The organism is Streptomyces sp. NPDC006733 (genome assembly GCF_040636125.1).
GTDB lineage: Bacteria > Actinomycetota > Actinomycetes > Streptomycetales > Streptomycetaceae > Actinacidiphila.
The window spans coordinates 15304-35477 of sequence record NZ_JBEYJD010000021.1; the positions used below are offsets into that span (position 1 = coordinate 15304).

At 74.2% G+C, this 20174-nt stretch carries 16 protein-coding genes; 12 read left to right on the forward strand and 4 right to left on the reverse strand.

Annotated elements, in window-relative coordinates; translation table 11 throughout:
* Position 1 precedes the first annotated feature (1 nt).
* The 6 genes from ABZ721_RS19780 (at position 2) to ABZ721_RS19805 (ending at position 9589) form a co-directional block, all read left to right on the forward strand.
* The gene (locus ABZ721_RS19780; protein WP_358789922.1) at positions 2-1582 is read left to right on the forward strand and encodes an MFS transporter; all 1581 of its coding nucleotides are present in this window, start codon (positions 2-4) and stop codon (positions 1580-1582) included.
* A gap of 216 nt (positions 1583-1798) precedes the next feature.
* Positions 1799-3622 (forward strand): long-chain fatty acid--CoA ligase, encoded by a 1824-nt coding sequence (locus ABZ721_RS19785; protein ID WP_358789923.1) that lies wholly within the window; start codon positions 1799-1801, stop codon positions 3620-3622.
* A gap of 127 nt (positions 3623-3749) precedes the next feature.
* The gene (locus tag ABZ721_RS19790) at positions 3750-5006 is read left to right on the forward strand and encodes an ABC transporter substrate-binding protein (protein ID WP_358789924.1); all 1257 of its coding nucleotides are present in this window, start codon (positions 3750-3752) and stop codon (positions 5004-5006) included.
* A 57-nt stretch (positions 5007-5063) separates the two neighbouring features.
* Positions 5064-7859: an ATP-binding cassette domain-containing protein gene (locus tag ABZ721_RS19795; protein ID WP_358789925.1), complete on the forward strand. Its 2796-nt coding sequence runs from the start codon at positions 5064-5066 to the stop codon at positions 7857-7859.
* A complete protein-coding gene (locus tag ABZ721_RS19800) occupies positions 7856-8629 on the forward strand; it encodes an ABC transporter ATP-binding protein (RefSeq protein ID WP_358789926.1) in 774 nt (257 codons plus the stop codon). The genes ABZ721_RS19795 and ABZ721_RS19800 overlap by 4 nt, the downstream gene beginning before the upstream one ends.
* A 174-nt stretch (positions 8630-8803) precedes the next feature.
* A complete protein-coding gene (locus tag ABZ721_RS19805; RefSeq protein ID WP_358790027.1) occupies positions 8804-9589 on the forward strand; it encodes an aldo/keto reductase in 786 nt (261 codons plus the stop codon).
* A 73-nt stretch (positions 9590-9662) separates the two neighbouring features.
* On the opposite strand, the gene ABZ721_RS19810 is transcribed toward ABZ721_RS19805, so the two are convergent.
* The 4 genes from ABZ721_RS19810 to sph form a co-directional block, all read right to left on the reverse strand.
* Entirely contained in the window at positions 9663-10367 is a 705-nt protein-coding gene (locus ABZ721_RS19810) for a hypothetical protein (RefSeq protein ID WP_358789927.1), read from the reverse strand.
* 108 nt (positions 10368-10475) lie between these two features.
* Positions 10476-12287 (reverse strand): hypothetical protein, encoded by a 1812-nt coding sequence (locus ABZ721_RS19815; RefSeq protein ID WP_358789928.1) that lies wholly within the window; start codon positions 12285-12287, stop codon positions 10476-10478.
* 10 nt (positions 12288-12297) lie between these two features.
* The gene (locus tag ABZ721_RS19820; protein WP_358789929.1) at positions 12298-13359 is read right to left on the reverse strand and encodes a MoxR family ATPase; all 1062 of its coding nucleotides are present in this window, start codon (positions 13357-13359) and stop codon (positions 12298-12300) included.
* A gap of 128 nt (positions 13360-13487) precedes the next feature.
* Positions 13488-14486, reverse strand: a complete 999-nt coding sequence (gene sph, locus ABZ721_RS19825; protein ID WP_358789930.1) for a sphingomyelin phosphodiesterase — start codon at positions 14484-14486, stop codon at positions 13488-13490.
* 127 nt (positions 14487-14613) lie between these two features.
* On the opposite strand from sph, the gene ABZ721_RS19830 reads away from it, so the two are divergent.
* From ABZ721_RS19830 to ABZ721_RS19855, 6 genes are all read left to right on the forward strand, one after another.
* The gene (locus tag ABZ721_RS19830) at positions 14614-15453 is read left to right on the forward strand and encodes a hypothetical protein (RefSeq protein WP_358789931.1); all 840 of its coding nucleotides are present in this window, start codon (positions 14614-14616) and stop codon (positions 15451-15453) included.
* Positions 15454-15604: 151 nt separating this feature from the next.
* Positions 15605-16300: a triacylglycerol lipase gene (locus ABZ721_RS19835; protein ID WP_358789932.1), complete on the forward strand. Its 696-nt coding sequence runs from the start codon at positions 15605-15607 to the stop codon at positions 16298-16300.
* Between the two features lie 22 nt (positions 16301-16322).
* On the forward strand, positions 16323-17054 hold the full coding sequence (locus ABZ721_RS19840) for a class I SAM-dependent methyltransferase (RefSeq protein ID WP_358789933.1): 732 nt from the start codon (positions 16323-16325) through the stop codon (positions 17052-17054).
* Positions 17055-17145: 91 nt separating this feature from the next.
* Positions 17146-18174, forward strand: coding sequence for a hypothetical protein (locus ABZ721_RS19845; protein WP_358789934.1), 1029 nt, complete (start codon positions 17146-17148; stop codon positions 18172-18174).
* A gap of 97 nt (positions 18175-18271) precedes the next feature.
* Entirely contained in the window at positions 18272-19462 is a 1191-nt protein-coding gene (locus ABZ721_RS19850) for a histidine kinase (RefSeq protein ID WP_358790028.1), read from the forward strand.
* On the forward strand, positions 19459-20106 hold the full coding sequence (locus ABZ721_RS19855; RefSeq protein WP_358789935.1) for a response regulator transcription factor: 648 nt from the start codon (positions 19459-19461) through the stop codon (positions 20104-20106). The genes ABZ721_RS19850 and ABZ721_RS19855 overlap by 4 nt, the downstream gene beginning before the upstream one ends.
* The last annotated feature ends 68 nt before the right edge of the window (positions 20107-20174 follow it).

The window sequence follows — 20174 nt, forward strand, 5'->3', positions numbered from 1 at the left end:
GATGCGCAAGTGGGGACCGCTGGTCGCGGTCTGTCTGGGTACGTTCATGCTGCTGCTCGACGTCACGATCGTGATCGTCGCCCTGCCCGACATCACCAGCTCGCTCGGCGCGTCCCTGTCGGACCTGCAATGGGTCATCGACATCTACGCGCTGGCGCTCGCCGCCCTGCTGATCGGCGCCGGTTCCGCGGCGGACGTGGTCGGCCGGCGCAAGATGTACGTCGCGGGCACGGTCGTGTTCGCGGGCGCCTCGCTCGCCTGCGGCCTGGCGCCGAACACCACGGTGCTGGTCGCGATGCGCGCGGTGCAGGGGATCGGCGCGGCCGCGATGTTCGCGACCACCCTGTCCCTGCTGGCCGCCGTCTACCAGGGCAAGGACCGGTCGGTGGCGCTCGGCGTGTGGGGCGCGGTCAGCGGCGGGGCGGCCGCGCTGGGCCCGATCGCGGGCGGCCTGCTCACCCAGGGGATCGACTGGCGCTGGATCTTCTTCGTCAACCTGCCGGTCAGCCTGGTCGCGGTGTGGCTGACGCTCAAGGTGGTCCCCGAGTCGCGGCGCGAGGGCGCCGGGCACCGCATCGACTGGGCGGGCACGGCCACCTTCACGCTCTTCGCGGGCCTGGCCACCTACGCGGCGATCCGGGCCGACGCGGTCGGCTGGGGCTCCGGGCGCACGGTCGTCACGCTGGCCGCCGCGGTACTGGCCCTCGGGCTGTTCGTCGCGGTCGAGCGCCGGTCGTCCCATCCCCTGCTCGACCTGGGCCTGTTCCGCAACGCCTCCTTCGTCGGGGTGATGATCGGCGCGCTGGCGCTGAACGCGGCCGCGTTCGGGTTCCTGCCGTACACCTCCCTGTGGCTGCAGACGCTGCTGGGCCTGAGCCCGGTCGTCGGCGGGCTGGTGCTGGTCCCGCTGGCGGCGGCCGGCTTCGTCACGGCGGCGCTCGGCGGCCGGTTCCTGCACGGCGCGCCGTACCGGCTGGTGATCGGGATCGGGCTGGTGCTGATCGGGCTGGGCGCGTTCGGGCAGAGCCTGCTGGACGCAGGCTCGGGGTGGGCCTCGCTGACCGCCGGGCTGCTGGTGGCCGGCGTCGGGGTCGGACTCGTCAACCCGGCGGTGGCGGGCGCGGCCCTCGCCTCCGTGCCGCCGCACCGCGCGGGCATGGCCAGCGGCGCGGTCAACACCTTCCGCCAGCTCGGGTACGCGCTCGGCGTGGCGGTCTTCGGCACCATCGTCGCCTCGCGGATGGAGACGTCGCTGAGCGGTACGGTGCCCGACGCGCACGGCACGGCGCGGGCGCTGGCCGGCGGCGGCGCGCAGGGCGTGCTGGGCCACACCCCGGAGGACCGGCGGGGGACGGTGGACCACGCGCTGCACGCGGCGTTCGCGTCCGGGCTGAACACGGCGGCCGTGGTGGCCGGCGTCGTCGCGGTGCTGGCGGGCATCGCCGTCCTGCTCCTCGTGCGGACCCCGGCGGCCCGGCCGGTGCTGCCCGCCCCGGCGGGCGCGGGCAGCGCCTCGGACGCCTCCTCGGGGCGGGGTTCGGGGGCCGTTCCCGTGGCCGCTCCCGCTGTAGAGCGGCGGTAACCGGTTGGCGCAGATTTGGTGGAGATCGGCTGGGCCGGACAACCTTCGGGGGTCCGGCCCTCGCCCGTACTCCCTTGCGGCTACCGGGAACCAGTGCCCTACCAGCACAAACGTCCGATACTACTGGTGCGTACCAACCCCTCCCGCCCCGTCGGCCGATCGGGTAGCTTACGGGCCGCCCGCCGGACAGAGGCCCCGGCGGCTCGAGGAGCACCAGTGCGCGAGTTCACCGTCCCCCCGATGGCCACGGCGCCCCAGGTCGGTGGACTGGCGGACGCGGTGTTCAACAACGCCGCGGACCACCCGGACCAGGTGGTGCTCGGCCGCCGGACGGACGGCCACTGGCACGACGTGACGGCGCTGGAGTTCCGCGACGAGGTGGTCGCCGTCGCGAAGGGCCTGCTCGCCAACGGGGTGCGCTTCGGCGACCGCGTCGGGATCATGTCGCGCACCCGCTACGAGTGGACCGTCTTCGACTTCGCGCTGTGGACGATCGGCGCCCAACCGGTCCCCGTGTACCCGACCTCCTCCCTCGACCAGGTGCGCTGGATGCTGCACGACTCGGGCGCGGTCGCCTGCGTCGTGGAGCACGAGGACCACGCGATGACGATCGGCGCCGCCGTCGACGAGCTGCCCCGGCTGAGCCGGCTGTGGCAGCTCGACGCGGGGTGCGTCGCGGAGCTGGCCGCGGCCGGCGCCCACATCGGCGACGAGGTGATCGACCGGCACCGGCTCGCGGTCACCCCGGACGCGACGGCCACCGTCATCTACACCTCGGGCACCACCGGCCGGCCCAAGGGCTGCGTCCTGAGCCACGGCAACTTCATGGCCGAGACGGACAACGTGGTGGCCCGCTGGGAGCCGGTCTTCGCCAACAAGCCCGGCGAGGAGCCGTCCACGCTGCTCTTCCTGCCGCTCGCGCACGTCTTCGGGCGGATGGTCGAGGTGGCGTGCGTCCGGCACCGGATCCGGCTCGGGCACCAGCCGAGCATGACCGCCGCCGACCTCATCCCCGACCTGGCCGTCTTCCGGCCGACGTTCGTGCTGGCCGTGCCGTACGTCTTCGAGAAGGTCTTCCAGGCGGCCCGCCGCACGGCGGAGGCGGCCGGGAAGCTCGGCCCGTTCGACAAGTCGGTGGAGATCGCGGTGCGGTACGCGGAGGCGATCGAGGCCAAGGCGTTCGGCACCGGGCACGGCCCCGGCGCCGCCCTGCGGATGCAGCACCAGATCTACGACAAGCTCGTCTACAGCAAGGTGCGCGACGCCCTCGGCGGCCGGGTGCGGCACGCGATCTCCGGCGGCTCGGCGATGGAGCGGCGGCTCGGGCTGTTCTTCAGCGGCGCGGGAGTGACGATCTACGAGGGGTACGGACTCACCGAGACCACCGCCGCCGCCACCGCCAACCCGCCGGAGCAGACCCGCTTCGGCACGGTCGGGCTCCCGGTGCCCGGCACCACCGTGCACATCGCGGAGGACGGCGAGATCTGGCTCAACGGCGGCCAGGTCTTCCAGGGGTACCTCAACAACCCGAAGGCCACCGCCGAGGTGCTCGGCGACGGCTGGCTGGCGACCGGCGACCTCGGCGCGCTCGACGGCGAGGGCTATCTGACGATCACCGGCCGCAAGAAGGAGATCCTGGTCACCAGCGGCGGCAAGAGCGTCTCGCCGAGTGTGCTGGAGGACCGGGTGCGGTCCCATCCGCTGATCGCGCAGTGCGTCGCGGTCGGCAACAACCGGCCGTTCATCGCCGCCCTGGTGACGCTGGACCCGGAGGCCGTCGGGCACTGGCTGACCATGCGCGGCAAGCCGAAGCTGCCGGACGAGGAACTGGTGCACGACCCGGACCTGGAGACCGAGATCCGGCGGGCGGTGGTCGCGGCCAACACCCTGGTCTCGCAGGCCGAGTCGATCCGCACGTTCCGGATCCTGGCCGCCCAGTTCTCCGAGGAGCGCGGACTGCTGACGCCGTCGCTGAAGCTCAAGCGCCGGGCGATCGAGAAGGCGTTCCCGGAGGAGATCGAGGCGCTCTACCGGGGCTGACCGCCGCCCGGGGCGAGGGGGCAGCTCGCATCTGATGGATCGTCACATGATGCGGGAATATTTATTGACGGACCGTCAGGTCCACCGCAGAATGCAGGAACTCATCCGGCTCCGGAGGGATCCTGACGTGTCGCGACCGATCCGCTTCCTCGCCGCAGCCGCGGCCTCGCTGCTGCTCGCCACCGCCTGCAACTCCGCCTCCACCAGCACCTCCCCGGAGGGCAAGGCCGGTGCGTCCGCCCGCGGGGTCACCGACGACTCGGTCACGGTCGGCGGCATCGTCTCCAAGACCTCGTCGAGCGGGTACAGCAAGGCCGACACCGACCTCGGGGCCAAGGCCCGCTTCCAGCGCGCCAACGACGAGGGCGGCGTCAACGGACGGAGGATCGACTACCTGGGCGCGGAGGACGACGGGCAGGACCCCAGCCGCAACCTGGCCGCCGCCCGCAAGCTCGTCCAGCAGGACAAGGTCTTCTCGGTCGTGCCGATGAGCTCGGTCACCTTCTCCGGCGCCGACTTCCTCAAGCAGCAGAACGTGCCGGTCTTCGGCTGGGGCACCCTGCCGGCCTTCTGCGGCCCCGCCACCACCTACGGCTTCAACGGCTGCCTGGTCCCCAGTCCCGGCGGCACCATCACCCAGTCCTGGCCCGAGGGCCTGGCCCAGGCGCTCGGCGGTGCCAAGGGACGCAGCGTCGCGCTGATCGCCGCCGACAGCGACGCCGGCAAGTTCGGCATCAGGACGTACACCCAGGGCTTCACGGCCGCCGGGTTCAAGGTGACGTACGCGAAGGCCTCGGTCCCGGCCGCCGCCGCGCCCAGCGACTGGTCCGCGTACACCGGAGAGATCCTGAGGAGCAACGGCGGCAAGGCGCCCGACGCGGTCGTCTCCGTCATGCAGACCCCGCAGAACATCGGCCTGTTCACCGCCCTCAAGCGCGCCGGGTTCCGCGGCGCGCTCTCCGACCCCACCGACTACGACCCCGGGCTGCTCGCCAAGGCCACCACCGCGCAGGCGCTCGACGGCGTCTACGTCCTGGTGCAGTTCGAGCCCTTCGAGTCGACGAGCCCGGCCATCGCGCAGTTCCTCAAGGACGTGCGCAAGGTCGGCGGCGCCGGCGTGCGCCCCAACCTCCACATGATGACCGGCTACCTGTCGGCCGACCTCTTCCTGGCCATCGCGAGGAAGACGGGCCGCGACCTGACCACCGCCACCTTCCAGAAGGCCGCCGACACGTTCTCGGACACCGGCAGCCCGGCGGGCGACCGGAGCTTCCCCAAGGGGCACACCCAGGGCTTCGGCTGCGGCAGCCTCGTGCGGCTCACGGGCGGGACGTACCAGGTCGCGGTGCCGTTCACGTGCTACCCCGCCATCCCCTTCAGATAGCCCCGCCCGGCAGGGGCGTCGTCGGACCGGCACGAGCGACCGCGGAAGGCAGTGGCCATGGGAGACCTGCTGGGCTTTGTCCTGAGCGGCCTGGTGTCGGGGGCGCTCTACGCGCTGCTGGCGACCGGGCTCGTCCTGTCGTACTCCGCCTCGGGCCTGTTCAACTTCGCGCACGGCGCGACCGCGTACCTGTGCGCGCTCGGCTACTACGAACTGCACTCCGGCTTCGGCCGGCCGGCCGTCCCGACGGCGCTGCTGCTGGTCGTGGTCGTCGCGCCGGCCACCGGGTGGGCGCTGGACCGGGCGATGTTCCGGAAGCTGGCGAAGGCCGGGGAGACCGCGCAGATCGTGGCGACCATCGGCCTGCTGGTCGCGCTCCCGGCGGCCGGGCTGTGGGCGGTGGAGTTGCTGCGGGACGCGGGGGTCTCCGTGCAGCCGGCCGAGAACCAGTTCGGGCTGCCCGGCGTCGGGCCGAGCCCGGCGGTGTCCTGGCAGCTCATGGACGGGGTGGGCGTCGACTCCGACCAGCTGATCACCTGGGTCACCACGGCCGTCGTCGCCCTCGGCCTGTGGCTGCTGCTCCGGCACACCACCCTCGGCCTGCGGCTGCGCGCGGCCGTCGACAACCGGTCGCTGACCGAACTGCGCGGGATCAGCGCCGACCGGCTGTCGTCGATCGCCTGGATGCTCTCCTCGGCGCTGGCGGGGCTGGCCGGGGTGCTCGCCACCCCGCTGCTCGGGCTGTCCGCGCACGACTACACGCTCTTCCTCTTCGTCTCCGCGACCGCGGCCGTCCTCGGCCGCTTCGCGTCGATCCCGCTGGCGTTCGCGGGCGGCCTCGCGCTCGGCGTGCTGCAGAACCTGGCCGCCGGCTACGCCTCCTTCGCGGACCGGATCACCGGGTTCCGTACCGCCGTTCCGTTCTTCCTCCTCTTCGCGGGGCTGCTGCTGATGGCCCGCAGGCAGCGCGCGGCGGGCACGGCGGCGGCGGACGTGACCACGCCCGACTACCTGGCGGGCGCGTCCTGGGCGCGGCGCTGGGGGCCGTGGGCGGCGGCCGCGGCCCTGCTCGCCACCGCCTTCTACACCGTCACCACGCCGTTCTGGAGCGGCCTGCTCACGCAGGGGCTGGCGATCTCCCTGGTCTTCGTCTCGTTCACCCTGGTCACCGGCCTCGGCGCGATGGTGAGTCTCGCGCAGGCCACGTTCGTGACCGGTGCCGCGCTGGTGGCCGGGCTGCTGATGAGCCACGGCTGGCCGTTCGTCGCGGCGGCGGCGGTCGGGACGTGCGCGGCGGCGGTGCTGGGCGCGCTGGTGGCGCTGCCCGCGCTGCGGCTGGGCGGGCGCAGCCTCGCCCTCGCCACCCTCGCGTTGGCGTTCCTCGCCGACCAGGTGCTGTTCCAGCTGGGGTGGCTGCGCAACGGCGACGCGGGCTGGTCGATCCCGCGCCCCGTTCTGGGGCCGGTCGACCTGGCCGACGACCGGGCGATGGGCGTCGCCCTGATCGTGCTGCTGTGCGCGGTCGTCGCGGCGATCGGCGCGCTGCGCACCTCGGCGACCGGCCGGGCGATCCTCGCGGTGCGGTCGGCGCCCGCCGCCGCGATGGCGTCGGGGGTCTCGGTGGTCCGGACGAAGCTGGTGCTCTTCGCCCTGTCGGCGGGGCTCGCGGGCTTCGGCGGCGTCATGTACGCCTCCTACAACACCCGGATCACCGCGACCGACTTCACCGCGCTGACCGGCCTGGTCTGGCTCGCGGTGGTCGTCGCCGCGGGGTTGCGCAGGCCGCAGTTCGCGGTGGTCGCCGGGCTGGTCTTCGCGGTCGTCCCGCACCTCTTCCAGAGCTACGTCACCGACTCCGCGCACCTGCCGGTCATCCTCTTCGGCCTGGCCGGACTCGCCCTCGCCAACGACCCGGACGGCTACTGCGCGGCGGTCTCCGTCCGGCTGCGCAGGCGGCGGGCGGAGCGGGCGGCACGGACGGAGCGTCAGGCGCGGGCGGAAGGCGGAGCCGCGGTGGTCCGGACCGTGCCGGACGTGCCCCGGCCCGCGGCCGCGCAGCGCGCCCCGCTGGCCCCGGTCCCCGCCGCCGGCGAGCCGCCCGCGCTGGAACTGCGCGGCGTGCACGCGGGATACGACGGCGGCTCCGTGCTGCGCGGGGTGGACCTGACCGTCAGGGCCGGGGAGATCCTGGCGCTGCTGGGCCCCAACGGCGCGGGCAAGAGCACCCTGTGCCGGGTCGCCGCCGGCCTCCTCGCCCCCGCGCACGGCACGGTGTGGACGCACGGCCGGGACGGCACCCGCGACGGCCCGGTGCGGCGGTCCCGCGACGGCGTGCTGCTCGCCCCCGAGGGCCGGGGGATCTTCCCGGCGCTGACCATCGAGGAGAACCTGGCGCTGTACCTGCCCGACCGGGCCGCGCGCGGACACGTCTACACACGCTTCCCGCAGCTCGCGGCGCGGCGCACGGTCCTGGCCGGGTCGCTGTCGGGCGGCGAGCAGCAGATGCTGGCGCTGGCCCCGCTGCTGCAGCGCCCGCCGAAGGTCCTGGTCGCCGACGAACCGTCGCTGGGGCTGGCCCCGCGCGTCGTCGACGAGGTCTTCGCCGTCCTCACCGAACTGCGCGCGGCGGGCACGGCGCTGCTGCTCGTCGAGGAGAAGGCGGCCGAGGTGCTCGGCCTCGCCGACACCGTCGCGTACCTGTCGTCCGGGCACGTGTCGTGGTGCGGCCCGCGCGCGGAGGTGGAGACCGACCGGCTCACCGAGGCGTACCTCGGCATCGCGGCGTCGGGCACGGGCCGGAAGGGTGCGGGCCGGGAGGGTGCGGACGTCGAGGGGGAGGTGGTCCAGCCGTGACCGGTGAGGTGCTGCGGGCGGACGGGATCGGCGTGCGGTTCGGCGGCGTCCGCGCCCTGGACGGGGTGGGCCTCGGCGTCCGGGAGGGCGAGGTCTGCGGGCTCATCGGCCCGAACGGCGCGGGCAAGACCACGTTCTTCGACGCCGTCTCCGGCATCCGCCGCCCCGACGAGGGCCGGGTGCTGCTCGACGGCCGGGACATCACCGGCCGCTCCCCCGTCTGGCGCGCCCGGCACGGGCTGCGCCGCACGTTCCAGCGCCAGCAGCTGTTCGGGCAGCTCACGGTCGCCGACAACCTCGTCGTCGCCCAGGAGTGGGACGGCGGAGGAGGCGGCCTCGCGGCCGATCTGGTGGCGGCCCCGTCCCGCCGGTCGCGGGAGCGGGCCCGCCGCTCACGGGCGGAGGCGGTGCTGCGCCAGTGCGGCCTGTACGACCTGCGCTCGGCCTACGCCGGAACGCTGCCGGTCGGCCAGGCCCGGATGGTCGAGGTCGCCCGCGCGCTGGCGGACCCGCCACGGGTGCTGCTGCTGGACGAGCCCGCGTCGGGGATGTCCGGCGAGGAGCGCGAGCAGCTCGCCGGCGTCGTGCGGCGGCTCGCCGCGCAGGAGGGCTGCGCGGTGCTGCTCGTCGAGCACAACGTGGCCTTCGTGATGGAGCTGTGCGCCCGGGTCGTCGTCCTGGACCTCGGCACGGTGCTCGCGCAGGGCACCCCCGCCGAGGTGCGGGCCGATCCGGCGGTACGCGACGCGTATCTGGGGACGACGGCCTGACCTCGGGCCTTCCCGGGCCTCCCCGGACACCCGGACGATCCGGAAACGTTTCCGGCGAGTGGGAATGGCGCATCCAGGGAGATGGTTGGAACAGAAATCCCCTGTACGTCAACGTTAGGATCGCCGCTCGTGAGCAGCAAGGTCCCCTTCATCACCCTCAACAACGGCGTCCGGATGCCGCAGCTCGGTTTCGGCGTGTGGCAGGTGCCGGACGACGAGGCGACAGCCGCAGTCTCCACCGCGCTGGAGGCCGGGTACCGCAGCATCGACACCGCCGCGATCTACGGCAACGAGGAGGGCACCGGCAAGGCGCTCGCCGCCTCCGGCGTGCCGCGCGAGGACCTCTTCGTCACGACGAAGCTGTGGAACTCCGAGCAGGGCTTCGACAAGACCCTCGCCGCCTTCGACGCGTCGCTGGCCAAGCTGGGCCTCGACCACGTCGACCTGTACCTGATCCACTGGCCGACGCCCGCCCGGGACCTGTACGCCGACACCTGGCGCGCCCTGGAGAAGATCTACGCGGACGGCCGCGCCAAGGCCATCGGCGTCTCCAACTTCAACCCGGAGCACCTGCGCCGCGTCCTCGCCGAGGGTTCGGTCGTCCCGGCCGTCAACCAGGTCGAGCTGCACCCGGACTTCGCCCAGGCGCCGCTGCGCGCCTTCCACGCCGAGCACGGCATCGCCACCGAGGCGTGGTCGCCGCTGGGCCAGGGCAAGGGCCTGCTGGACGAGCCGGTCATCGGCACCATCGCGGAGCGGCACGGCCGCACCCCCGCCCAGGTCGTGCTGCGCTGGCACCTCCAGCTCGGCAACGTCGTGATCCCCAAGTCCGTGACGCCGTCCCGGATCAGGGAGAACATCGACGTCTTCGACTTCGAGCTGTCCGACGCCGACCTGACGGAGCTGGCCGGCCTGGACGCGGGCAACCGCATCGGCTCGGACCCCGCGTCGGTCAACTGACCGCACGGCGTGACGGCATGACGCGTGACAGCACGGCGGCGGCATCCGCGGGACGGGTGCCGCCGCCGTCCTGTCACCCGCTGTCGAGAGTGAACGTCTGCCCCGCCCGGTAGGACCGGACGGTCGGCGACTCCCCCGCGCGCACCAGGTGGACGCGGCCCAGGCCGGACACCGCGCAGCGCGGGCCGTCCACCGTGAGCAGCGTGTTCTCGTCGATGGCGACGCCCACGGCGACATCGCCGCGGGCCACCGTCTCGACCAGGCGCGCCAGCGTCCCCCACTGGGCGGCGTGCGCCTCCACGGTGCACGGGACGAGGCCGAGCCCCGGCCGCAGGGTGATCTCGTCGAGGTCCTCGGCGGTCTCCTCCGGGCAGACAGGGATGCCGTCCGCCCGCCAGCCGCCGACCAGCGCCAGGTCCGCGGCGACGGCCGCGCCCGCCGAGAATCCCGCGTACGGGACCGGGGGCAGCCGGCGCGCGTGCGGGGCCAGCACGTCGCCGTAGGCGGGGGTCAGGCCGCCGCAGACCAGCAGCGCTGCCGCCGCGTCGAACGCGGCCGGGTCCAGCTCGCCGCCGGGCGGCACCAGGACGGGGTACGGCCGGCAGGGCGCCACGGCCCGCAGGGCCGCCTCGTACCGCCCGAAGTCCGCCGCCCCGACGCCCTCGTCGATCAGCAGGCAGGCCACGGCCGGGTCAGGCCCTGCCGCGGCGAGGAACGGCCCGTACACCAGGGACGCGGCCGCTTCGTCCCAGCCGCCGCCGATCAGATACGTCTCCATGCCGGCCGAGTCTGCCGCCCCGGCCCCCGGACCGCACCACTTTTCCCGGCCCGTGCGGCCACCTGTTCGCCCGTCCGGTCGCCCCTCCGTGCGCCCGCCCGGCGGCTGTCAGACCATCCGGAAGACCGGGCCCTTCGGCGTGAACGGCAGCACCGCGCCGCGCGGTACGAGGTAGGCGTGCTCGCGGCGCGGGCGCAGCACATCGCACTCGGCGTCGGTGATGATCAGGACCGGTGCGCCCGGCGGGAAGTCGTCCGCGCGGTGCAGCAGGTCCAGCGCGGGCTGGAGCACGGTGCCGCCGCGCCCGTGGACGCGGACCCGGCCGGCGATGTCCGCGACCGGGACGTACCCCGCGTCGTGCGCCGCCGCGTCGCACATGACGACGCGGGCGGCGGGCACGTCGCGGGCCGCGGCGTACGACGCGATGGCGCCCAGCGCCTTGCCGATCAGCGTGGTGCTCATCGACCCCGACGTGTCGAGGACGACCCCGAAGGTGCAGCGGGCCACCTCCTCGGGCGGGAAGTACCGCCCGGCGCGCGGGATGTCGGGCGTGGAGGACTGGCGCCGGGAGGGCCGGGCGTAGGAGCGGACCGGTTCGGGGCGGGGCACGTACTCGTCGAACCAGCGCGCGAGTTGGGCGTCCCAGGCCAGCGGCGGGTGGCTGAGCGCGTTGATCTCCTCCACGAGCCCGGCCGGCAGCAGCCCGCGCTCGCGCGCCGAGTGCAGGTCGAGGCCGCTCATCAGTCCCCGCCGGTAGAACTCGTCGAGGTCCACCCACTCGGCCGGCCGCGCGGGCCGGGGCAGCGGCTCGCCGAGGATGTCCCCCTTGCCCTTGCCGCGCAGCGTCGCCAGCCGCCGCATCCGGCGCAGGTCGGTGGCGATGCGGTCGTAGACCTCCTCGGCGGACAGGCCCGCCAGTTCGGGGTCGTGCAGCAGCCCGGCGGGCATCTCCCCGACGTTCATCTCGATCAGCCAGGCGTTGATGACGTAGTCGGCGGCGACGTTGAACAGGTACCGGTCGCGACCGCCGCAGCGCTCGCCGTGCCGCAGGGCGGCGTGCAGCATCTCGTGGCCGAGGATGAAGCGCCACTCCTCGTCCGCGTGCCGGATCAGCGGGTTGACGTAGATCTCGGCCGCCTCCGGGCTGACGGCGGCGACGGCGATGCCGTGCGCCCGGGCGAGTTCGGCGTCCGCGACGAGCGTCATGCCCGCGGCGATCCCGCCGAGCAGCGGGTACGACGACACGAACCAGTTGAGCGCGCGCTCCCAGGGCCGCTGCTCGATCCGGGCTCCGGTGAGGGTGTCGCGCCGGCCGCCCGCGACGTCCATCGCGGCCGAGACCGTACGGGTCAGGGCGTGCGCGAGGGCGTTGCTCCAGTCCGGCAGGGCGCCGCGCCAGGTGATCCACTCGGTGAGCACCTGGTCGGACTCGCCGGGGCCCGCGGTGCCGCAGTCGGCGTAGGCGGGCGGGATGCCGTCGCGGCGGAAGCGCTCGGCGAGCTTGTCCTCGTCGCCGTCCGGCCAGGTGCGCGGCAGATGGTCCGGCGCCTCGCCGACGGGCATGGTGGCCAGGAAGCGGTTGACGACGACGCAGCGCGCGGTGCGGTCGAAGACGTCGGGCTGCTCGCGCGGCCCGGTGGCGGCCGGCACATGGCCGAAGCCCAGGTGGAGCAGGCCGTGCGCGAGGGCCCAGGCCCACGTGGCGGGGTCCGCGCGGCGGTACGGGTGGGCGTGCACCGTGCCGTTGGAGGTGACCACCGTCAGGCCGTGCTCGGGGCGGAGGTCGCAGTCGGGCAGGCGGCAGAACGCCGCGTCGAGGGCGGACAGCGCGGGGTGCGCGGACACGATCGCGCACCCTTTCAGGTACGCCGCCTCGGCCAGCTCCCGCTGCTTGTCCGGGCGTTTGGCGCGGGCCTTCACCGGCGGGCCCTCATCGGCGCGCCTCGACCAGCCGCGGCATGTCGCGGGCGGCCTCGACGAGGAACCAGGCGGGCAGCACGGGGTTGCCGTCGAGGTCGTCCGCGATGACGGTCTGGGCGACCTCGACGGAGATCTCCGCGAGCTGCACGAGCAGCGCCTTGGAGCGGAAGGCCGTCTGCCGCACGGCCTCGGAGGCGTGCTCCTTGCGGTCCGGCAGCTCCTTGGCGAGCCGGCCGCGGAAGGCGTCGGCGAGGTAGTAGAGCAGGTCGCGGTCCTCCAGCCGGCGCGGCCAGGGGGCGTCGCCCTTGAGGATCGCGTCGATGCCGTAGGCGTTGCGGACGATCTTCGCGTAGCCGCAGAAGGAGACGGCGTGCGCGGGGGTCAGCGTCCCGTGCGTGATCACCTTGAGGGTGCCCTCGTCGAGCGTCGGGCCGAAGGAGTGCAGCGCGTCGGAGAGCATGTGCCACGAGCGCGGGGTGGAGAACGGCTCCTCGGTCTTCGGCGCCTTCGACCACAGGTGGTCGGGCCGGTCGGTGAGGTACTCCGTCACCCACGGGTGGATGCCGTTCTCGCCCGCCCACACCAGCCAGTCCTTCGCGGAGGCCTGCAGATGGACGTGGGTGAGGCGGTTGACGAGCGCGGAGGCGATGGGGCGGGCGAGCGCGTTGTCGGTGGAGCGGTTGCCCGCCCCGATGACGATGGAGCCCGCGGGCAGCTCGTAGGAGCCGATCCGGCGGTCCAGGATCAGCGAGTAGAACGCCTTCTGGACGTCGGGCGTCGCGGCGTTGAGCTCGTCGAGGAACAGGCAGTACGGCTCGTCGCGCGCGATGGCCTCGGGCGGGCAGAAGCGGGTGCGCCCGTCGTGGATCTGCGGGACGCCGATCAGGTCCTCGGGGGCCAGCTGCGTGCCCAGCAGCGACACGCACTCCAGGCCGAGCGACTCGGCGAAGGCCCTGACCAGAGAGGACTTGCCGATCCCGGGCGCGCCCCAGAGGAACACCGGACGCACGGTGGCGAGCCCGAGCAGCAGCTCGGGTATCCGGGTGGGCGTGACGGTGATGGCGGACTGCATGCTGCGGGCTCTCCGGGGGGTGGGTGGTGCGGCAGGTGTTCGGTCACCCAGCGTGACGGTCGGGGAAGGACCGCACAACTGGTTTTCCCGCTGCCGCACCCGCCCCGCGGTGCCCTCGGAGCCGTGGACTACACGTCGCCCGCGACCAGCGGGTAGTGGTCGGAGTAGTCGGTGTACGAGTACGTCGTGCCCCAGCTGGAGACCGACCACTTCGGGGAGTGCTCGTCGACGACGCGGTTGTTCCAGTGGGCCGGGCGGGCGTGGCCGTTGCGCAGCAGCGCGTGGTCCAGCCGCTGCGCCGGGTCGTCCGGGTAGCGGTCCCGGGCCACGGAGTTGGTGACGGGGTCGAAGCCGGCGGCCGGCCCGGGGTCGGCGTCGGGGGCCGCCGCGTCGAGGTCCGTGAGCAGGCCCGGGTACTCGGCGCCGTGCGCGTCGACGTTGAGGTCGCCGGCGATGACGACGGGTTCGGCGGCGGGGATGGCGCGGGCGTCGAGGAAGGCGTCGATCTCCCGGTCCTGGCCGCGCCGGATGCTCGCGGCCTCGCCCGCTCCGCAGGAGGAGTCGTCGGCCTGGGTGTGGGTGCCGACGATGTGCACGCGGGTGCCGTTCACGTTCAGGACGACGTACACGAAGCCCTTGTTGGAGTAGTTGTCGGCGCCGCACCCGTCCGCGTAGACGTGCTGCACCTTCTCCAGGATGGGCCACTTGCTGGCGACGGCGACCCCGCCGTCCTCCGGCGTCCAGGAGCTGTACGCCCCCTCGGTGCGGTCCCAGCCGCTGGTGGAGCGGCCGAGGACCGGCGTCTGGTACGGGTAGCGGCTCCTGACGTTGCCGAGCAGCCGGTCGGAGGCCGCGTTGTCGAACGCCTCCTGGAAGACGACGACATCGGCGTTCCGCACGTAGCCCGCGTCGGCGATCAGGTCGGCGCGCTGCAGCTGCCCCCAGTTCGGGTACAGGTTCCGCGACAGCATCATCACGTTGCTGGTCACCAGTCTGATCTGCGGAACCTGCGAGGCCTGCGCGCTCCGCACCGCGAACGCGGGCGTGGCTGCCGTGGCGGTGGTGGTGGCGGCGGTGCCGAGCAGGAGCACGGCGGCACAGGCGGTGGCGGCTCGGGCAAGTCTCACGGAACACTCCCGGTGAACGTGGGTGGAGAAGCAGCGGAAGCCTAGGGGGACTTGGTTACCGAAGGGTAGATACGTGCGCACATCCCGTCTACGATCTGCCCCCTGATGTCAATCTGACGGAGGATCAGTGACCACCAAGCCGCTTCGGGCCGTCGCCGCACTGGCCGGTGCCATCGCCCTCACCGCCGCCGCCACCGCGTCGGCCGCGTCCGCCGCCTCACCAGGGGGCTGGACCGAGTCCGGGACTTCGTACACCGGCTCCCTGACCGGCGGTGAGGGAGTCGCCAGCCGCGCCGACGGCTCGCTGCTCTACCGGGGCCTCGGATCGATCCCGCTCGCCCTGCGCGTCAAGGGCTGGAACCACATCGGCGACCCGGACATCGCCCAGGGCCACGTCTTCGACGCCTACCAGGGCGGCGACGGCGCGACGTCGAAGATGTACGCCGTCACCACGCCCGGCGGGCAGCGCTACGAGTACGTCCACCCGCTCGACCCCGGCGAGGCGCTCAACAACTCCTTCGCCGCCGTCTCCCCCGACGCCCAGTGGCTGGTCTCCGGCGAATGGGGCTCCCGCGACCGCCTCCAGGTCTTCCCCGCCCCCCTGCTCAACCCCGCCACCCCGCGCACCGGCGGCACGCTCCCGCAGGCCGGGCAGCTCACCTTGGACCGCGCGGTCGACAACATCCAGGGCTGCGACTTCGTCTCCGCCACCCGCCTGGTGTGCGTCTCCGACAACGACGCCAAGGACCTGCTGCAGATCGACCTCCCGCACGCCCTGGACGGCACCGCCGTCACCGGCCAGGTGACGACGCTGCTCCCATTGCCGAAGCGCAGCATCTGCTCGGGCACCTTCGAATCCGAGGGCATCGACTTCGACCCGCGCTCCGGGACGCTGCGCGCGGAGGTCGTCCAGCCGGGCGTCTGCGTGGTCTCCACGACGGTCTACTCCTACGCCCCCACCACGTAGGCAACGGCCGCGGCCCCGGCTGCGGCCCCGGCTGCGGCTCCGGCCGCGGCTCCGGCCGCGGTCCCGGCCGCGGTCCCGGCCGCGGTCCCGGTCGCGGTCCCGGCCACAGCCCCGGCACCGTCCCGTCCCCCCACTCCGTAGGAGGCAGTCCATGCGTCGCAGATCGACCGTGCTCCTGTCCGTGCTCGGCGCCCTGGCCCTGCTGCTCGGCGCGGCGCCCGCGTCGCCGGCCGCCCAGTCCGCCGGACCGCCCGCGCACCATCCGGTGATCTTCGTGCACGGCTACAACGCCGACCCCGGCGTGTGGGGCGGGATGACCGCCGACTTCAAGGCCGCCGGTTACACCGACGGCGAGTTGTTCAGCTGGGGCTACGACACCCACCAGTCGGTCAACGAGGTACTGGCCGGCCGCTTCGCCGCCTACGTCGACACCGTGCTGAGCAGCACCGGCGCCTCCCAGGTCGACCTGGTCGCGCACTCCTTCGGCAGCCTCGTCACCCGCTGGTACGTCGCGTTCCGCGGCGGCACGGCCACCGTCGACCACTGGGTCTCGCTCGGCGGCCCGAACCACGGCACCTACACCGCGTGGGCCTGCGCGCTCTGGGACCAGGCGTGCCGCGACATGACGCCCGGCTCGTACGTGCAGAAGCAGTTGGCGGCCGGGGACGAGACGCCGGGAGCCGTCGCGTACGCGACGTTCTGGTCGGAGTGCGACGAGGTCGTCAACCCGGACAGCAGCGTCGCGCTCAGTGGCGCCGTCAACACGGACGCCGGGTGCCTCGCCCACAATGACCTGCTGGGGGACGGCGCGGTATCGCAGGGAGTACGCGATTTCCTCGCCGGGTGATGACTCCCCGTAGGCTGCCGGTGTGCTGAACTACGACGTAGAAGCCGAACGGTACGACGCGACCCGTGGAGGCGTCCCCCGGGCGGAAGCCGCGGCCCGCGCCGTGCTCGACCTCGTGCCGGAAGGGGCCCGCACCCTGCTCGACGTCGGGTGCGGGACCGGTCTGGTGACCGAGCGGCTCGCCCGGCCGGGACTGCGGGTCCTCGGTGTCGACGCGTCGGCCGGCATGGCGTCGGTGGCCGCGGGCCGGGTCGGGCCCACGGTGGTGCTCGGCGACAGCAGGCGGCTGCCGTTCGCCACCGGCTCCCTGGACGCGGTCTGCGCCGTCTGGCTGCTGCACCTGCTGCCGGACGCGGCGGAGGTGGTCGCCGAGTGCGCGCGGGTGCTGCGGCCCGGCGGGGTGTTCGTCACCACCGTCGACAAGGACGCCGCGCACGCGGTGGACAGCGACGTCGACGCGCTGCTCGCCCCGCATGTCATCCCGGACGCCTACGACGAGGCCGCGGCCGTCGTCGGCTGGGCGGCGGGCCACGGGCTGCGCCCCGGGGCGGAGACCTCGTTCACCGGCCACGGCCAGGGCCGGTCACCGGCGCTGACGGTCGAGAAGATCCGCGCCGGGTACTTCGCCTCGGCCCTGGAGTTCAGCCCGCGCCAGGCGCAGGGTGTCATCGAGGGCCTGGGCGCGCTGCCGGACCAGCACACCCCGCGCGCCGACCCGGTCTACCGGCTGCTCACCCTGGACAAGGACGCCTGACGCTCCGCCGGGCGGGCATCCCCCGCACCGGGGATGCGGATCGTCCCACGGCCGGACGTGGCGGGCACGGGCGGCCGGGAGCGTGGACGGTATGGAAACCACCGTGCCCGCCCACCGCCCCGCGCCCGCCGCCGAGTCGCCGCGGACCCCGACCGCCCGCCGCGTGCTGCGGGCGGTGGCCGTCGCCGCCTGCGTCCCCTATCTGACGCTCAAGATCGCCTGGCTCTCCGGCAGCACCGTCGGCATCCCGCCCGGCAGTTCGCTGCGCGACCTCCTGCACGACCCCGCCTTCTACGCCGTCAACGTGCTGACCGTCGTGATGGACGTCGCCGTGGTCGTGCTCGCCGTCGCGCTGACCCGCCCGTGGGGCCGGCGCCTGCCGGCCTGGCCGCTGGTCCTGCCCGGCTGGATCGCGACGGGGCTGATCGCACCGATCCTCGTCGGCTTCCCGCTGGTGACCGCCGTCTCCCTGCTCACCGGCGGCCGGAGCACACCGGCCGCGGATCCGTGGCTGGACGAGTGGGTGTTCGGTGTCGTCTACACCGGGTTCGGCGTCCAGGGGCTGGCCCTGGGCACCCTGTTCACGCTCTACGCGAAGGACCGCTGGGGCGCGCTGCTGCGCGGCAGCGTCGCGGACCTCGCCGCGAGCCCCACCCGCCCCGTCCTGCGGATCACGGCGGTGGCGGCGGCCGTGGCCGCGCTGCTGCCCGTCGTCCTGCACACCGTCTGGGCCTGCGGCGGAAGCGTCGGCCTCAGCGCCGCGCGCGCCGCGGAACACACCGGCGGCACCGCCGTCGTCGAGGCCGACACCGCAGCGTTCACGGCGCTGGCGGCCGTCGGCATCCTGCTGGCCGCCTTCGGCCGGGGCACGATCCGGCTGGCGGTCCCGCTGGCGCTCGGCTGGACCGGCGGCGCGGCTACGGCGGCCTGGGGCGGGTGGATGCTGATGGCCGGGGCCGTCGCGCCCGACAGCACCGGAGATCCGGCGACGTCCCCGCTGATGGACCTGACCTACGCTGTCCAGATGCTCCTCGGGATGCTCGTCCTCGTCGCCGGCGCCCACCTGCTCGCCGAACGCGCCGCGACCGGCACCGCGGCGGGCGCCCTGCGGCGTGGCTGACCCGGCGCGGGGCGCGCTCCGCCGGTCCTGGGACGCGCTGTTGGGGCGGCGGGCGCGGCTCCGGTGGGTCCATCTGATCCTCGGCGGCGCGCTGCTGATGCCGTTCTACCTGCTGATGAACACCGCGCTGAACGTCGTCGCGCACGCCGACGAGGGCAGCGGCCACTGGATCGCCCAGCAGTTCGGCGCCTTCGCCCTCGCCCTGCCGCTCGCCGCGCTCGTCGCCGCCGCCTTCCCGCTCGTCCGCGATCTGGAGGGGTCGGCGGCGCGGGCGCTGGGCGCCGGCCCCGAGGGCGGGCCCACGCCCTCGCAGGACCGGACGGGGGCGGCGCGGGTCCGGACCGCCGGCTGGTTCGTGCTGCACGTCGGGCTCGGCGGGGTCGTCAGCGGGATGACCCTGGCCGTCCCGCCGGCTGCCGTGGTGCTGCTGGCGCTGCCGTTCTCCGCGCGGCTGCGCGCGACCGAACTGCCCTGGGCCCGCCCGCTCGGCGTGGGCCACCACGCCCTGACGCCCTTCGTCGGCGTGGCCCTGATCGCCCTGCTCGTCCTGGTCGCCCAGGGCGCGGCGCAGGTGCTGGCGCGCTGCGCGACCGGGTTGCTCGGGCCGACCCCCGCCGACCGGCTGGCCGCCGCCGAGCAGCGCACCGTACGGCTGGCGCTGCGCAACCGGCTGGCCCGCGAGCTGCACGACTCGGTCGGGCACGCGCTCAGCGCGGTGACCCTGCAGGCCGGTGCCGCCCGCAGGGTGCTGGACCGCGATCCGGAGTTCGCCCGGCAGGCGCTGGCCGCCATCGAGGAGACCACCCGGCGCGCGGTCGCGGAACTCGACGACGTGCTGGGCCTGCTGCGCGAGGACGGCGACGGCTCGACCGCTCCCCCGGGCCCCACCCTCGACGGCTCCGACGGCCAGGACGGCCTCGCCGCCCTGCTCGACCGGACGCGGGCGGCGGGCGTCCCGCTGGACGCGTCCGTCGACGGTGACCTCGGTGCGGTGCCGCCGGTGGTCTCCCGCGAGGCGTACCGGATCGTGCAGGAGGGCCTCAGCAACGCGCTGCGGCACGCGGGCCAGGTCCCGGTCGGACTGCGGATCACCGTGAAGGACGACGAGTTGGAGATCGAGATGGTCAACCCCATCGCGGTGCCGCCCGCGCGCCGGGCGGGCGGCGGACGCGGCCTGGTCGGCGTCGAGGAGCGGACGGCCGCGCTGCGCGGCCGGTTCGAGGCCGGAACCGACGGCCCGCGGTGGCGGCTGCGGGTCGCCCTGCCACTGGGGGCGGGGACCCGATGAAGCTGCGGATCGTCCTGGCCGACGACGAGCGGATGGTGCGCACGGCGCTGCGCGCGATCCTGGAGAACGAACCGGACCTGGAGGTCGTCGGCGAGGCCGCCACCGGCGCCGAGGCCGTCCCGCTGGTGCGCGAACTGCGGCCGGACGTCGTCCTGATGGACGTCCGCATGCCGGAGATCGACGGCATCCGCGCCACCGAGCAGCTGGTGCGCACCATGGCGGAGCCGCCGCACATCGTCGTCGTGACGACGTTCGAGAACGACGCCTACGTCTACGAGGCGCTGCGCGCCGGGGCCTCCGGCTTCCTACTCAAGCGCGCCGGGGCCGACCAGCTCGTCGACGCCGTGCGGCTGGTGGCCCGCGGCGACTGCCTGCTCTTCCCGGCGGCCGTGCGCACGCTCGCCGCCCGCTACGCGCCGGCCGACCCCTCGCGGGCGCTGCGCGACCGCCTCACCGAGCGCGAGGCGGAGGTGCTGCGCCTGATGGCGACGGGCCTTTCCAACGCGGAGATCGCCGGCCGGCTCGGCCTCGGATCCGAGACCGTCAAGACCCACGTCGCCCGCGTCCTGGCCAAACTCGGCGCCCGGGACCGCACCCAGGCCGTGATCGCCGCCTACGAGTGCGGCTTCGTCGTCCCTGGTTGAGGGGGCGGAGCGGGCGCAGGCGTCGGTCCGGTAACGACCCGGTCTCGATTCGGGGAACCAATGGCCGC

Bases quoted from the DNA above. Each gene is read 5' to 3' on its own strand.
- ABZ721_RS19795 (WP_358789925.1), top strand. From the start codon at position 5,064: ATGGGAGACCTGCTGGGCTTTGTCCTGAGCGGCCTGGTGTCGGGGGCG.
- ABZ721_RS19835 (WP_358789932.1), top strand. From the start codon at position 15,605: ATGCGTCGCAGATCGACCGTGCTCCTGTCCGTGCTCGGCGCCCTGGCC.
- ABZ721_RS19780 (WP_358789922.1), top strand. From the start codon at position 2: ATGCGCAAGTGGGGACCGCTGGTCGCGGTCTGTCTGGGTACGTTCATG.
- ABZ721_RS19805 (WP_358790027.1), top strand. From the start codon at position 8,804: ATGCCGCAGCTCGGTTTCGGCGTGTGGCAGGTGCCGGACGACGAGGCG.
- ABZ721_RS19810 (WP_358789927.1), bottom strand. From the start codon at position 10,367: ATGGAGACGTATCTGATCGGCGGCGGCTGGGACGAAGCGGCCGCGTCC.
- ABZ721_RS19820 (WP_358789929.1), bottom strand. From the start codon at position 13,359: ATGCAGTCCGCCATCACCGTCACGCCCACCCGGATACCCGAGCTGCTG.
- ABZ721_RS19845 (WP_358789934.1), top strand. From the start codon at position 17,146: ATGGAAACCACCGTGCCCGCCCACCGCCCCGCGCCCGCCGCCGAGTCG.
- ABZ721_RS19850 (WP_358790028.1), top strand. From the start codon at position 18,272: ATGCCGTTCTACCTGCTGATGAACACCGCGCTGAACGTCGTCGCGCAC.
- ABZ721_RS19855 (WP_358789935.1), top strand. From the start codon at position 19,459: ATGAAGCTGCGGATCGTCCTGGCCGACGACGAGCGGATGGTGCGCACG.